This window comes from Janthinobacterium lividum (assembly GCF_011601275.1).
Lineage (GTDB): Bacteria > Pseudomonadota > Gammaproteobacteria > Burkholderiales > Burkholderiaceae_D > Janthinobacterium > Janthinobacterium lividum_E.
On sequence record NZ_JAAOLY010000006.1, the window covers coordinates 193,066 to 207,107 of the forward strand.

Annotated in this window: 12 protein-coding genes and 1 other RNA gene; 5 read left to right on the forward strand and 8 right to left on the reverse strand. The window is 57.4% G+C overall.

All coding sequences use genetic code 11. From position 1 onward, the window contains the following. The 5 genes from hisC to gyrA form a co-directional block, all read right to left on the reverse strand. Window positions 1–1,107 carry a histidinol-phosphate transaminase gene (gene hisC / locus GYK42_RS11515; protein ID WP_166447619.1) on the reverse strand — a complete coding sequence of 369 codons (1,107 nt, stop codon included), beginning with the start codon at window positions 1,105–1,107 and terminating at the stop codon, window positions 1–3. Between the two features lie 143 nt (window positions 1,108–1,250). Further along, window positions 1,251–2,321 (reverse strand): prephenate dehydratase, encoded by a 1,071-nt coding sequence (gene pheA, locus GYK42_RS11520; RefSeq protein ID WP_072454545.1) that lies wholly within the window; start codon window positions 2,319–2,321, stop codon window positions 1,251–1,253. 82 nt (window positions 2,322–2,403) lie between these two features. Further along, the gene (serC, locus tag GYK42_RS11525; protein WP_166447620.1) at window positions 2,404–3,495 is read right to left on the reverse strand and encodes a 3-phosphoserine/phosphohydroxythreonine transaminase; all 1,092 of its coding nucleotides are present in this window, start codon (window positions 3,493–3,495) and stop codon (window positions 2,404–2,406) included. Window positions 3,496–3,522: 27 nt separating this feature from the next. Continuing rightward, on the reverse strand, window positions 3,523–4,107 hold the full coding sequence (locus GYK42_RS11530; RefSeq protein WP_070219422.1) for a DUF2059 domain-containing protein: 585 nt from the start codon (window positions 4,105–4,107) through the stop codon (window positions 3,523–3,525). A 105-nt stretch (window positions 4,108–4,212) separates the two neighbouring features. Next, on the reverse strand, window positions 4,213–6,891 hold the full coding sequence (gyrA, locus tag GYK42_RS11535) for a DNA gyrase subunit A (protein WP_166447621.1): 2,679 nt from the start codon (window positions 6,889–6,891) through the stop codon (window positions 4,213–4,215). Window positions 6,892–6,942: 51 nt separating this feature from the next. Between gyrA and GYK42_RS11540 the strand changes: the two genes are divergently transcribed. From GYK42_RS11540 to ssrA, 5 genes are all read left to right on the forward strand, one after another. After that, on the forward strand, window positions 6,943–7,383 hold the full coding sequence (locus GYK42_RS11540; protein ID WP_166447622.1) for a hypothetical protein: 441 nt from the start codon (window positions 6,943–6,945) through the stop codon (window positions 7,381–7,383). Between the two features lie 164 nt (window positions 7,384–7,547). Continuing rightward, window positions 7,548–8,258: an outer membrane protein OmpA gene (gene ompA, locus GYK42_RS11545; RefSeq protein ID WP_046682685.1), complete on the forward strand. Its 711-nt coding sequence runs from the start codon at window positions 7,548–7,550 to the stop codon at window positions 8,256–8,258. 127 nt (window positions 8,259–8,385) lie between these two features. Further along, window positions 8,386–9,081 carry a bifunctional 2-polyprenyl-6-hydroxyphenol methylase/3-demethylubiquinol 3-O-methyltransferase UbiG gene (gene ubiG, locus GYK42_RS11550; protein ID WP_166447623.1) on the forward strand — a complete coding sequence of 232 codons (696 nt, stop codon included), beginning with the start codon at window positions 8,386–8,388 and terminating at the stop codon, window positions 9,079–9,081. Between the two features lie 68 nt (window positions 9,082–9,149). Further along, on the forward strand, window positions 9,150–9,854 hold the full coding sequence (locus GYK42_RS11555; protein WP_166447624.1) for an HAD family hydrolase: 705 nt from the start codon (window positions 9,150–9,152) through the stop codon (window positions 9,852–9,854). A 91-nt stretch (window positions 9,855–9,945) separates the two neighbouring features. Beyond that, window positions 9,946–10,306: a transfer-messenger RNA gene (ssrA, locus tag GYK42_RS11560) on the forward strand. 308 nt (window positions 10,307–10,614) lie between these two features. Here ssrA and GYK42_RS11565 read toward each other — a convergent pair. The 3 genes from GYK42_RS11565 to GYK42_RS11575 all read right to left on the reverse strand — a co-directional run bounded on the left by GYK42_RS11565 (window position 10,615) and on the right by GYK42_RS11575 (window position 13,970). Beyond that, complete coding sequence (locus tag GYK42_RS11565) at window positions 10,615–12,258, reverse strand: DUF6119 family protein (protein ID WP_240943559.1); 1,644 nt, start codon at window positions 12,256–12,258, stop codon at window positions 10,615–10,617. A gap of 426 nt (window positions 12,259–12,684) precedes the next feature. Further along, window positions 12,685–13,128: a GTP pyrophosphokinase gene (locus GYK42_RS29560; protein WP_166447625.1), complete on the reverse strand. Its 444-nt coding sequence runs from the start codon at window positions 13,126–13,128 to the stop codon at window positions 12,685–12,687. A gap of 2 nt (window positions 13,129–13,130) precedes the next feature. Continuing rightward, window positions 13,131–13,970 (reverse strand): hypothetical protein, encoded by an 840-nt coding sequence (locus GYK42_RS11575; protein WP_166447626.1) that lies wholly within the window; start codon window positions 13,968–13,970, stop codon window positions 13,131–13,133. Window positions 13,971–14,042 lie beyond the last annotated feature (72 nt).

Consider the following 14,042-nt stretch of genomic DNA (forward strand, 5'->3'; position numbering starts at 1 on the left):
TCAGGCCAGCGCTTTCGTCAGCGCGGCGATGAAGATGGCGTTTTCCTGCGGCAGACCGATGGAAATGCGCAGCCATTGCGGCAAGCCATAGCTGCCGACGGGACGCACGATCACGCCCTGTTTCAGCAGCGCCAGGTTCACGCGCGCGCCTGCTTCATCGTCGTCGCCCACCTTGACCAGCACGAAATTGCCGTGCGATGGCACGTATTCCAGGCCCAGTTGCGCAAACGCTTCCGTGAACTGCTGGTAGCCGGCCGCGTTGTTGCGCGCGCTTTGCTCGAGGAAGGCCTTGTCGTTCAGGGCGGCAATCGCGGCGGCCTGCGCCAGCGAATTGACGTTGAACGGCTGGCGGATGCGGTTCATCAGGTCCGTCAGCACGGGCTGGGCGATGGCAAAGCCGATGCGCAGGCCGGCCAGGCCGTAGGCCTTCGACAAGGTGCGCGACACCACCAGGTTCGGATACTGGCGCACCCATGCCGTCGACTCGTACTGGTCGTCGGCCGACAGGAATTCGTTGTACGCTTCATCCAGCACGACGACGACGTGCGCCGGCACTTTTTGCAGGAACGCCTCCAGCTGCGCGGCCGTCAGGAAGGTGCCGGTCGGGTTGTTCGGGTTGGCGATGAAGACCAGGCGCGTATCTTCGGCAATCGCCGCCGCCATGGCGTCCAGGTCATGGCCGTAGGCTTGCGCCGGCACGACGATGTGGCGCGCGCCCAGGCCTTGCGTGGCCAGCGCGTACACGGCGAACGAATACTGCGAGTAGACGACGGATTGGCCATGCTGCACGAAGGCGTGCGCGGCGATTTCCAGGATGTCGTTGCTGCCATTGCCCAGGGTGATCCAGTCGGCCGGCACGTCGTAGCGCTTGGACAGCACGGCTTTCAAGTCGAAGCCATTGGCGTCCGGATAGCGGCCCAGGTCGTCGATGGCGGCGATCATCGCCTGCTTCGCCGATTCCGGCATGCCGTACGGGTTTTCATTCGACGCCAGCTTGACGATGGCTGCCTCGTCGAGGCCAAATTCGCGCGCGACTTCCGCGATCGGTTTGCCGCTCTGGTAAGGGGCGATGGAGCGGACGTATTCTGGACCGATATTTTTAGACATGGTGTTCTTTAAAAGTTGGTGAATGATTAGGCTGGTGGCTGTTGTTGGGTTACGCTGCGCTAACCCAAGCTACAGCTTACCGTATGTCGGGTAGGTCGGATTAGCGCAGCGTAATCCGACACCACCACAGGCATCAATCGAAGTCACAGACTGACCGGATACGATCCCAGCACCTTGAAAAACGCCGCATTGCTCTGCAGCTCGGCCAGCGCCTGGGCGACGGCGGCGTCGTGCACGTGGCCCTCCACGTCGACATAGAAATAATACTCCCAGCTGCCCATGCGCGCCGGGCGCGACTCGAAGCGCGTCATCGACACGCCGTGCTTGGCCAGGGGCGCCAGCAACTGGTACACGGCGCCCGCCTTGTTCGGCACGGCCAGCACCAGCGATGTCTGGTCCTTGCCCGACGGCGCCGTCTGCAAGGTGCCCACGACGGCAAAGCGCGTGCGGTTGTGCGGGTCGTCCTGGATATGGCCCTTGACCACGCCCAGCTTGTACTGCGCGCCGGCCAGTTCGCTGGCAATCGCCGCCACCGTGCCATCTTCGCCGGCCATGCGGGCCGCTTCCGCGTTCGAAGCGACGGCATGGCGCGCGATGTGCGGGTAATTCTGGTTCAGCCACACCTGGCATTGGGCCAGCGCCTGAGAATGGGCGCAGATGGACGTGACGCCCTCCATGTTGCCGCTCTTTGTCATCAGGCTGTGGTGCACGGCAATGGCCACCTCGCCGCTGATGATGAGGCTAGTCTGCAGCATCATGTCGAGCGTGCGGTTGACGGCGCCTTCCGAGGAATTCTCGATCGGCACGACGCCGAAGTCCGCCGTGCCCGCCTCGGCGGAACGGAATACTTCATCGATGGACGCGCACGGCAAGCCTTCGACGGCGCTGCCGAACTGCTGATACACGGCTTGTTCGCTGAAAGTGCCGGCCGGGCCCAGATACGCCACGGTCACGCGCTTTTCCAGCGAGCGGCACGACGACATGATTTCGCGGAAGATGGTCTGCACTTCGCGGTCGCCCATGGGGCCGGGATTGCGCTCGGCCACGCCGCGCAGCACTTGCGCTTCGCGCTCGGGGCGGAACACGGGCGCCTGCGTTTCGGCCTTCACATGGCCCACCTGCTGGGCGATTTGCGCGCGGCGGTTCAGCAGCTCGAGGATTTGCGCGTCGATCGCATCGATCTGTTCGCGCAGCGGTTTCAATTTATCGGTCATGGTGGTTTGTTTCGTCAGCTGTACTTCAATCATGGCCGCGCGGCCTGCGCCGGCGGCGGGCCGGCGCGGTCGGTTAAGCGACTCAGCGTCCGGCAAACTCGTTCAGATAATTCACAAGGGCTTGCACGCCCTCGATCGGCATCGCGTTATAGATCGATGCACGCATGCCGCCGACGGACTTGTGGCCCTTCAGTTGCAGCAGGCCGCGCTGCTTGGCGCCGGCCAGGAATGCGTCGTTCAGACTTTCATCGCGCAGATAGAACGGGATGGTCATGCGCGAGCGGTATGCGGGCTCGACCCGGTTCTGGTAGAAATCGTCCGCATCGAGCGCTGCGTACAGCAGAGCCGCTTTCTCAATATTACGCTGTTCCATGGCCGCAACGCCACCCTGGCGTTTGAGCCACTGGAAAACCAGGCCGGCGATATAGATGCCATAGGTGGGCGGCGTGTTGTACATCGACTCATGTTCGGCCACGATGGTCCAGTCGAAAGCGGACGGGCAGATCGGCAGCGCCTTGCCCAGCAAGTCTTCGCGCACGATGACGAGGGTCAGGCCGGCCGGGCCGATATTTTTCTGCGCGCCGCCAAAGATCACGCCGTATTGCGACACGTCGATCACGCGCGACAGAATGTGCGAGGACATGTCGGCCACGATGGTGGTCCCTGCCGGCACGTTCGGCGCCTGCTGGAATTCCACGCCGTCGATGGTTTCATTGGTGCAGATGTGCAGGTAGGCGGCGCCTGGCGTCAGCTTCCATTCGGAGACGGGCGGCACGCCCGTGAAATGGGCGGCCTTCGACGACGCGGCCACGTTGACATTGGCGTACTTGGCCGCTTCCTGGATCGACTTTCCCGACCACGAACCCGTGTGCACGAAGTCGACGGTGGCCGGCTGCTGCGCGGCCAGGCCCGCCAGGTTCATCGGGATGATGGCGTTCTCGCCCAGGCCACCGCCCTGCAGGAACAGGATCTTGTAGTTGTCGGGCACGGCCAGCAGTTCGCGCAGATCGGCCACGGCTTGCTTGTAGATGGACATGAATTCGGGACCACGGTGGCTCATTTCCATCACCGACATGCCGCTGCCATGCCAGTCCTGCATCTCGGCGGCCGCTTGCGCCAGCACTTCCTTGGGCAGGACGGCGGGGCCGGCTGAAAAATTGTAGATATGGGTCACGATATGGTCCTTGGCAAAATGGGAATCTTATTGGGGCGACTGCGTGGCCGCCCGCATGACCTGGTCAAGCACGGCATTCACGCGGGGGATCAGCACGCGCTGGCTGATGGCCATCGATTCGGCCGACAGTTGCGGCATGGTGGCCAGCATCTTGCGGCCCAGCGGCGTCTTGTAGAAGGCCGTCAGCTGCTCGACTTCCGGCACCGTGTAAAAACGCGCGTACAGGGGGACCATTTCGTCGCCCAGCTCGTCGATCAGGGTCGGGTCGGCCAGTACCTGCGTCAGGGTGGCGATGGCCAGGGGGATTTCTTCCTCGGCGCTGGCCAGCGCGCGCGCCTTGCGCTGCTCGTCCAGTTTCGGGTTGCTGTTGATTTGCTGCTGCGCCGACTGGCGGATCATGGCGGGCACCGATTGCAGCATCTGGTCGAAGATGCTGCGCGTCAGTTGCGGGAACTGCATCGCGTCGAGCATGCGCCGCACGGCCACTTTCATGGCGGGGCTGGGCGCCGCCTGGCGGGCCGGCGTGGCTTGCGTGCTCTGGGCCAGAGCCGGCAGGGTCGCGAGAAAGGCCAGCGAAAACGCGGCGAAGAAGGTGGCGACGATTTTTCTCATGGCATGCGGGACTTTATAAAAGCGGGGAACAAGTGGGACATGCAGGCTGGCGCCGCAACTGGCGCGCCAATAGCAATTGGGGCTCCCGAAAGAGCCCCAATCATCTTACTCCGGCTGGGCCGGATCGACAGGATCGGCCGGTTCAGCCGCCGCCGGCGCAGGCGCGGCGTCCGCCTCCGTCGTCAGCTCGACTTCGTCGATATCCGTTTCCACCACGCGCTGCAGGCCGGACAGCTTGGTGCCGTCTTCCACGGCGATCAGGGTCACGCCCTGCGTCGCGCGGCCCATCTCGCGGATTTCCGACACGCGGGTGCGGATCAATACGCCACCGGTGGTGATCAGCATGATTTCATCGCTGGTATCGACCAGGGTCGCGGCAACCACTTTACCGTTGCGCTCGCTGGTCTGGATGGCGATCATGCCTTTCGTGCCACGGCCATGGCGCGTGTACTCGGTGATCGGCGTACGCTTGCCGTAGCCGTTTTCCGTGGCCGTCAGCACCGACTGCTGCTCGTTCTCGGCCACCAGCAGCGCGATCACGTGCTGGCCTTCTTCCAGGTTCATGCCGCGCACGCCGCGCGCCGTACGGCCCATCGGACGCACGTCGTTTTCGTCGAAGCGCACTGCCTTGCCCGAATCGGAGAACAGCATCACGTCGTGCTGGCCGTCGGTCAGCGCCGCGCCGATCAGGAAGTCGCCGTCGTCCAGGTCGACCGCGATGATGCCGGCCTTGCGTGGATTGCTGAAGTCCTTCAGCGGCGTCTTTTTCACGGTACCGAGGCTGGTCGACATGAAGACGTAATGGTCTTCCGGGAACGTGCGGTTCTCGCCCGACAGCGGCAGGATCACGGTGATCTTTTCGTTGTCCTGCAGCGGGAACATGTTGACGATCGGCTTGCCGCGCGAATTGCGCGAGCCTTGCGGCACTTCCCACACCTTCAGCCAGTACATGCGGCCACGATCCGAGAAGCACAGGATGTAGTCGTGCGTGTTGGCAATGAACAGCTGGTCGATCCAGTCTTCCTCTTTCGTCGCCATCGCCTGCTTGCCGCGGCCGCCGCGCTTCTGCGCGCGGTATTCGGTGATCGGCTGGGCCTTCATGTAGCCGGTGTGCGACAGGGTCACGACCATGTCCTGCGGCGTGATCAGGTCTTCCGTTTCCAGGTCGGTGGCGTTCAACTCGATCTGCGAGCGGCGCACGTCCTTATTGCCGGCGCCGTATTCGTTCTTCGCCGCCGTCATTTCATCGGTGATGATGACGGTGACGCGTTCCGGCTTGGCCAGGATGTCGAGCAAGTCGGCGATATGTTCCATCACGTCCTTGTACTCGTTGACGATCTTGTCCTGTTCCAGGCCGGTCAGGCGCTGCAGGCGCATCTGCAGAATTTCCTGCGCCTGGTCGTCCGACAGCTTGTACAGGCCATCCGTCTGCATGCCGTAGTGCTTCGGCAGGTTTTCCGGACGGTAGGCGTCCACGCCGCCCGGCGTCGTGCCGTCGCCCGTGCGGGCTAGCATTTCACGCACGACGGACGAATCCCAGGCCTTGGCCATCAGCTCGACCTTGGCGATCGGCGGCGTCGGCGCGGCCTTGATGATGGCGATGAAGTCATCGATGTTGGCCAGCGCGACCGCCAGGCCTTCGAGCACGTGGCCGCGTTCGCGCGCCTTGCGCAGTTCGAACACGGTACGGCGCGTAACCACTTCGCGGCGGTGCGACAGGAAGCATTGCAGCATCTGCTTGAGGTTCAGCAGCTTGGGCTGGCCATCGACCAGGGCCACCATGTTCATGCCGAAGGTGTCTTGCAACTGGGTCTGCTTGTACAGGTTGTTGAGCACCACTTCCGGCACTTCGCCCCGCTTCAGCTCGATCACAACGCGCATGCCCGACTTGTCGGACTCGTCGCGGATGTCGGAAATGCCGTCGAGCTTCTTGTCGCGCACGTTTTCAGCGATGCGTTCCAGCAAGGATTTCTTGTTGACCTGGAATGGCAGCTCGTCGACGATGATGGCGATGCGGCCGCCATCCTTGCCGTATTCTTCGAAGTGGGTCTTGGCGCGCATGACGACGCGGCCGCGGCCCGTGCGGTAGCCGTCGCGCACGCCGGACACGCCATAGATGATGCCGGCCGTCGGGAAGTCCGGCGCCGGAATCAGCTCGATCAATTCATCGATCGTGCAATCGGGATTGCGCAGCACGTGCAGCGCGCCGTCGATGACTTCGGTGATGTTATGTGGCGGAATGTTCGTCGCCATGCCGACGGCGATACCGGACGAGCCATTGATCAGCAGGTTCGGGATACGCGTCGGCAAGACCGTCGGTTCCTTTTCCTTGCCGTCGTAGTTGGGCTGGAAGTCGACGGTATCCTTGTCGATATCGGCCAGCAGCTCGCTGGCGATCTTGTCCAGGCGGCACTCGGTGTAACGCATCGCCGCGGCGCCGTCGCCGTCGACGGAACCGAAGTTGCCCTGGCCATCGACGAGCATGTAGCGCAGCGAAAAATCCTGCGCCATGCGCACCAGCGTGTCGTAGATCGAGGCATCGCCGTGGGGATGGTATTTACCCATGGTTTCGCCGACCACGCGGGCGCACTTGACGTAAGGGCGGTTCCACACGTTATTCATTTCATGCATCGCGAACAAGACGCGGCGGTGCACTGGCTTCAAGCCATCGCGCGCATCGGGCAAGGCGCGACCGACGATCACGCTCATGGCGTAATCGAGGTAGCTCTTGCGCATCTCTTCTTCGAGGGAAATAGGAATTGTTTCTTTTGCGAATTGATCCATTGGCGGTTCGACTGATCTCAGGCTGTGGTTAACTTATCTGTTACGCAATGTATGACGCAATACTGCATATCCTGGGTGGCTGTCGGCGTGGACGCCGCGCCGCGCGCTGCTGGCGTGGCCCGGCTTCCATGTCGCAGAGTGCCTGAACAAATCGGCGGGCTGGCGGCGCGGCCAGTACGGGTACCGCAAGGGTACGTGCTGGCCATGCCGTGCCGCCGTGCGCATTTGCTCGACACTCTTAACAGTCAAGCGCACGATTTTAGCATGCGCGCCCAGCTACCTGTACAAATTGGCCATACCGGCAAGATTGGCAGTTTGCACCGGAGCCGTGCATGTTGCACTGTCGATAATGCACAATGGCAATGTCAGTTCAAGACACCTGCCCTTAAAAGAGGCAAAAAAAGCGATCAATTGTTACAGACGCGTTACAAATGGGCATTTTCGTTGCGCAAAAACAACGCACGGTCTAAAATCGGGCAAGCTTTGATTTAACCACGGTCGTGTGCCCCTGATGCGTGTGGCAAAATGACTGGGAAGTTAATTGCTAGTTTCGCAATCTGAAACGAGCGCATATGGTCTACATGATAAAATCTTGGCACGTAGCACCAGTAGCGCAGTGTTGTTCTGCGGATATCACCCCCCGAAAGGAAAAAAGAATGAATAAATTTGTAACGCTGTTTTTCGCTGCATCCGCAGTGATTGCTGGCTCGGCTTCGGCCCAAACCCCAACCTCCCCACCATTCGCGCCAGTTACCACTGACATCAAAGCACCAAGCCCAAAAAGCGCTTACGTGCAAGATGCCCGCGGCGTCATCGTGCGTGACCCATTCGGCCTGTGCTGGCGTACCGGCTACTGGACACCTGCTGACGCAGTGCCAGGTTGCGACGTACCACTGTGCGTAGAGCCAGAAACCCTGCAAGACGGCAAATGCGTGGCTCCTCCAGCACCAGTCGTACCTGCTCCAGCACCAGCACCAGTCGTGCCAGTGCCAGTCGTAGTTGCTCCTACCTCGGAAAAAGTCAGCTTCGCTGCTGATGCATTCTTCGATTTCGACAAAGCTACGCTGAAGCCAGAAGGCAAAGCCAAGCTGGACGAGCTGGCCGCGCAACTGGGTGGCATCAACCTGGAAGTCATCATCGCTGTGGGTCACACCGACTCCGTCGGCACCGATGCTTACAACCAAAAACTGTCGGTACGTCGTGCTGATGCTGTCAAAGCCTACCTGGTCAACAAAGGCGTTGAAAGCAACCGCGTGTACACCGAAGGCAAAGGCGAAAAACAACCTGTTGCTGATAACAAAACTGCCGAAGGCCGTGCGAAAAACCGTCGCGTGGAAATCGAAGTTGTTGGTACCCGCAACAAGTAATTGCTGAACCCCTGGACTTGCCGCAAGTCATCGCGCAAGTCAAGACCAGCATGAAAAACCCCGCCACGGCGGGGTTTTTTTTCGTCCGTGGCTGCCCAATTGTAAAATTGCCGCTATTATTCGACCTATGAACGCCGACCCTCTCGAAATCCAAAAATTCAGTGAGCTGGCCCACCGCTGGTGGGACCCCACTTCCGAGTTTCGTCCCCTGCACGAAATTAACCCCCTGCGCCTGGAATGGATCAATGCGAAAGTGCCGCTGGCCGGCAAGCGCGTGATCGACATCGGCTGCGGCGGCGGCATCCTGGCCGAGTCGATGGCCCGCAAGGGCGCCGACGTGACGGGCATCGACCTGTCCGACAAGGCCTTGAAAGTTGCCGACCTGCACAGTCTGGAATCAGGTGCCAAGGTGCGCTACAAGCTGATCGCCGCCGAAGCCATGGCCGAGGAAGAGCCGGGCCAGTACGACGTCGTGACCTGCATGGAAATGCTCGAGCACGTGCCGGACCCCGCCGCCATCGTCAAGGCTTGCGCCGCGCTGGTCAAACCGGGCGGACACGTGTTCCTGTCGACCCTGAACCGCAATCCGAAAGCGTATCTGTTCGCCATCCTGGGCGCCGAATACCTGTTGCGTCTGTTGCCGAAAGGCACGCACGACTATGACAAATTCATTACCCCGGCCGAACTGTCGCAATACCTGCGCAGCGCTGGCCTGGACATCAACGGCATGCGCGGCATGGGCTACAATCCGCTGACCAAGATTTACTCACTTAATAGCGATACCAGCGTCAATTACCTGGTGGCCTGCACCCGGCCGCTGTAACCATCACGCACAATACAAGGCGGCTGCGGCCGCCATTTTTCATTCCCACTTGACACACTTTGCCCGCCATGATCACTGACCATCTGCCAGCCCCGCGCGCCATCCTGTTCGACCTCGACGGCACCCTGGCCGACACCGCGCCCGACCTGGCAGCGGCCATCAACCTGCTGCGCGCGCGCGCCGGCCTGGCGCCGACCCCGTATGAAGTGCTGCGCCCCACGGCCTCGGCCGGCGCGCGCGGCATGATAGGCGCGTCGTATGGGATAGCTCCTGGCGAAAGCGGTTACGAAGCCCTGAAAGACGGTTTCCTGAACAATTACGAAGCGGCCCTGGCCGTGGAAAGTCGCTTGTTCGACGGCATCCCCGCCATGCTGGAAGGCCTGCAAGCTCTGGGCCTGGCCTGGGGCGTCGTCACCAACAAAGCCGCCCGCTTCACCGACCCGCTGGTCGGCCAGATCGGCCTGGGCGCCGCCGGCTGCGTGATCTCGGGCGACACCATGTCCCACCCGAAACCGCACCCCGCCCCCCTGCTGGAAGCGGCACGCCGCCTGGACCTGGCGCCGGAAGACTGCTGGTACGTGGGCGACGACCTGCGCGACATCCAGGCCGGCCGCGCCGCCGGCATGCGCACGGTCGCCTGCGCCTGGGGCTACTGCGGCCCCGTCGAACCGCAGCACTGGAACGCGGACCATTTGCTCGATACGCCTCTGGCGTTGCTGGAACTGGTGACCGGCGCGGTGAAGGCGGCACAGGAGCGGCAGTTGGCGGCTTGATGGCTTGAAACTGCGTCTGACAGGCTGTATATCCATTACTGCGAATGCATCATGCAAGAGTAGGCAGATTGCGCTACAATGAAGGTTCTGTGGGGACGACCTGGTTTCGACGTGGGTTGCAAAGCAGCGCAGGGCATACCGAGGGCGGGCTACCTCGTAAATACAACCTGAAAAAACTTAACTGCAAACGATAACTCGTACGCACTGGCAGCTTAATCGCTGTTAGCTCTAGAACACCTCGTCCCTGGGGTGGGCCGTCAAAAGCTCTAGAGTCATTTACAGGGACTCGTCGTATGCTGGGTTACTTAGCGTCCGACTAAATAATAGGTAACTCGCTTGCCCATAACGTGCACATCCGTGCTGGCTGAGTTAAATTAAATGATAGTGCTAAGTATGTAGAACTGTCTGTAGAGTGCTTGCGGACGCGGGTTCGATTCCCGCCGTCTCCACCACCGAATAAATAAAAAGGGCTTCCCCGTTTTGGCGGGGAGGCCCTTTTTATTTATTCAACGTATGCAGAGCGCGGGCGTCGTATCCGCGTCCGGTACGGGCGCGGGGGTTTTGCGGGGCCTTCGGCGAGCGCAGCTCGACACCGCAAAACCGGGTTGCGCTTGCAAGCGCAACCCTCTCCGATTCGTCTGACTGGCTCTTGCGCCGCAGGCGGTTTTCCTAACAACAACATTAGCTGATCAAGCTGTGTGCGAATGCTGGACCAGCCCCCGCCCTATGCCCCTCGCCCTGATAGCTGTCAATATTTTGGCTACGCGGGAATATGCTTTGATATATAAATCTTCGGCTTTAATCCGAAGCTTTTTACAAGTGCTTGCCAAGACTCAATTGCCAATAAAAATTGAATTGAATTCACATCAATTATCTCTTTGACATTATTATCAAAAACAAACCATAATGCTGCCCCAGTCAACTCATGGGGAAATTCTATTTCATTTCTCTTAATAAGAATAAGAGAATCTTTAGATTGCTCTATATTATAAATCAACTCATGATTTGCCTCTGATATTTTTACTGATATTATCTCATTATCCTTATATAAGTCTGCTATTTCTACCTTATACTTAGATTTTCCTGCTTTCAATGTTTTAATTTGTGTAAGCTGACGATCCAATAATAAATAACCATGATCTTCGCATAGCTTCTTATTGAAGTAGCTCTCCCTATAAAGCAGCTTATCATCGACATCTACACCAGCAGCAATTGCTAATTCCTTATCAGATTTCCACTTTATAAAATCTTTCTCAATTAAATTTTGCTGCAAAGATATCTCTATACTACCAATAGAACGTTTCAAATAATCCATAAAAGTCTGATTAAACCTATACCAACTTCCATTTCGCAAGAAATAATGTGATTTATTGTAATCTATTGGCGAATCTATTACTTCCTTTATCCCCTTAGTAAATGAACCTCTTTCCTCATTAGAAAATTGAATTCGAATAGAATTGACGTTATCAACTCCTGGATTTTCAACAAGGAATTCAGTGATATCACTAATATCAAAGCTATTCCCAAGATTTTTACTACACGAAAAACCTTTTCCGGGTAATCTAGCAGAAATACGATAACTGTAGTCATGAAATGCAAAGCAAATTGCGATGCCGTAAACTGTAAATTCGTCTATTACTACTTTCCCGCCTTTATTTTTAAGAGAATTAAATAGTATAACATCAAGATCATCAACGATATTATCATCGACTTTTTCGAGTTTTGGGAGCTGTATTATTTCATTTTGCTTTAGATGTGCTTCAATATTATCAAAAATCTCTGCCAAATCCTTGGGAGACTTATCGATATCCATTTGAATGGAATCTGCAAAAATAATGTTTCGACTCCCCCAAATTTTTTCATTAGATGCTTTTAACTTAAGATGATCTACCGACTCTCCAGGTTCGTAACTATTAATTTGAAAATTCTCATACGATGATACGTCTTGACGCTTTATCCCAGAAAAGTGGCGGCTTTTCTTTAAAAGAATAGTTTTTTCTTTTGCCATTCGCACAGCCAACGTAATTCCAAAATCTGGCTGTATAAATTTTGATAAATAAAAGTGTGACTTCCCCAAACTAACTGCATATATAGTATTTTTATTTTTTTTATTGCAGCAAAGCAAAACTGCGAAATGGAAGAAATTTTCAGGTTCTTTTATCTCTCCCAAGAAAAAATCCTTATAAGTCTGCCACCACCAAATCTTATTCCCTTCGACTTTTGATGAAAAATAAAAAGTCATAATGTAATTTCCTGAAGTGCAAGTTTTTTGCTCTTTCAATCCAACATTTTCAAGTTTTATTTTTAATAAATCTATTTTTGATTCTTGGATTTTATATATGTTGTACGTATTAGACATAGCTTCCTTATTTTTAAATACTGATTTTTTATTGTGCATTCTCATGACGGAGTATTAGTCGCAATAAATCCCCAGCAAATCCTGCTTAAAAAATTTTATTTTCTAGCAAAACAAACTTTACATTGAGAACTGAAGCTTAAAATACACCAATTGTCACAGAACACACTTTCAGAAATAGCTGTGTCTATTTTTCTACAATTTTAGGGGAATAAATGAAATTATCAGTATGGGAGATGCTTTCGCAAAGATTGAGTTTTACGTAACTTGAACTGAGATAATTTGTCACATACAATGTTGTATTACGCTTAAGAACCTGCGGAAAAGGGATCAAGTCTGCCATTTGGGACACGAATCTAGGCCTTTATCTGCCATCAAACATGCAGCGGCATAAAGTACAAATTAGGGTGGCGTTTGGGTACTGCGAGGATCAAGTCCGCCATTCGGACACGATTCACCACTCAAGAATCATTCCTACGACATTAGCCGTTTAACAGCCCTCCGATACTTCTCTATCCTCTCCAGATCCTTCTGCGTCGGCTCCCCTATCCTCGACAAATCGCTATTCTCAGCCAGATCAGCCAGCTTGACGGCCTTGCCCACCGGATTCAAGGCCGCGCGGGCGATGAACGCCTCATACGACTCGCCTTCGATCTTGGTCACGGCGCGCACGCCGTCGATGACTTCCTGGGAAAATCCTTCACTCGCCAGGTCGTCGAAGGTGACTTTGCCGTCGCTGTCTTCCACCACGTCATGCAGTACGGCGACGATCTGCTGGGCGCCGGGGGCGACGCGCAGCATGACGCGCAAGGGGTGCAATATGTATGGCGCGCCGCCCTTGTCCGACTGGCCGGCATGGGTGGCGGCGGCGATTTCAATCGCGCGCTCGAGGGTGCCGCGTCTTGCGTGTTGACTCATGTTCACTCCACTTTGATTAATGCATGCGTTGCGCGCCAGCCGCGGCGCTGCAAATGGCAAACGCTGGTGCACAGCAGGGCTGGCAACAGTAAATTGAGGACCGGTACGAGCATCAGCAAGCACAGCAGCAGGCCCAGAGCAAAAATCGCCGGGCGCTGTTCGCGGCGCAACGCCGCTTGCTGTTCCGCGCCGAGCCCCTCTTCGGCCGCCGCGCCGTAGACCATCTGGACGTTCCAGGCCAGCAAGTACGAGATCAGCACGCACATGGCCCACACCGGAATCAAGAGGGAAAGCAGCAGCAACAGATGACGCCGCCAGGCGGGGCGCGCGGAGGATGCATCCAGGCCGGCCGGAGGCTGCCACGCGGCATAGCGTCGCGCCGCCACCGCCTTGGCGCGATCCAGCAGCAGCCAGCGCAGCGGCAGGCGCGCCGTGCCGATGGCGCCGACGATAAAGACCATCACATAGAAAAAAGCAGCCAGCGCCAGCAACGCCAGGGCAATCTGGCCGATCGACAGCATGGCTTTGGCTGCGCTGCCCAGGCCGCCGGCGATATTGCCCATCTGCGACACGGTGGCCGGCCCGCTGGCCAGTGTCCCGACGCCATCCATCACGCCCAGGCCCAGCAAGCCGGTGACGGACACCAGCGCCAGCATGGCGCTCAGCTCGACAAAAAAACGGCCGAAGTAACCATACAGTCCCAGCCACAGCGCCACGACCGCCATGCACCACAGCGCGGAACGCCACCACAGCCCCGCATGACGCGCATCGCGCAGCCCCAGGCCGACGCATGTGAAGGCTTCCCGCCAGGCCAGCAGCCAGGTTTGCAATGTTTGTGTCACGCTTGAACGTACTCCGCAATGAAGGGGCGGATACGCCGATCCGTATGTTGCCGATTGTACATGGACAGGGCT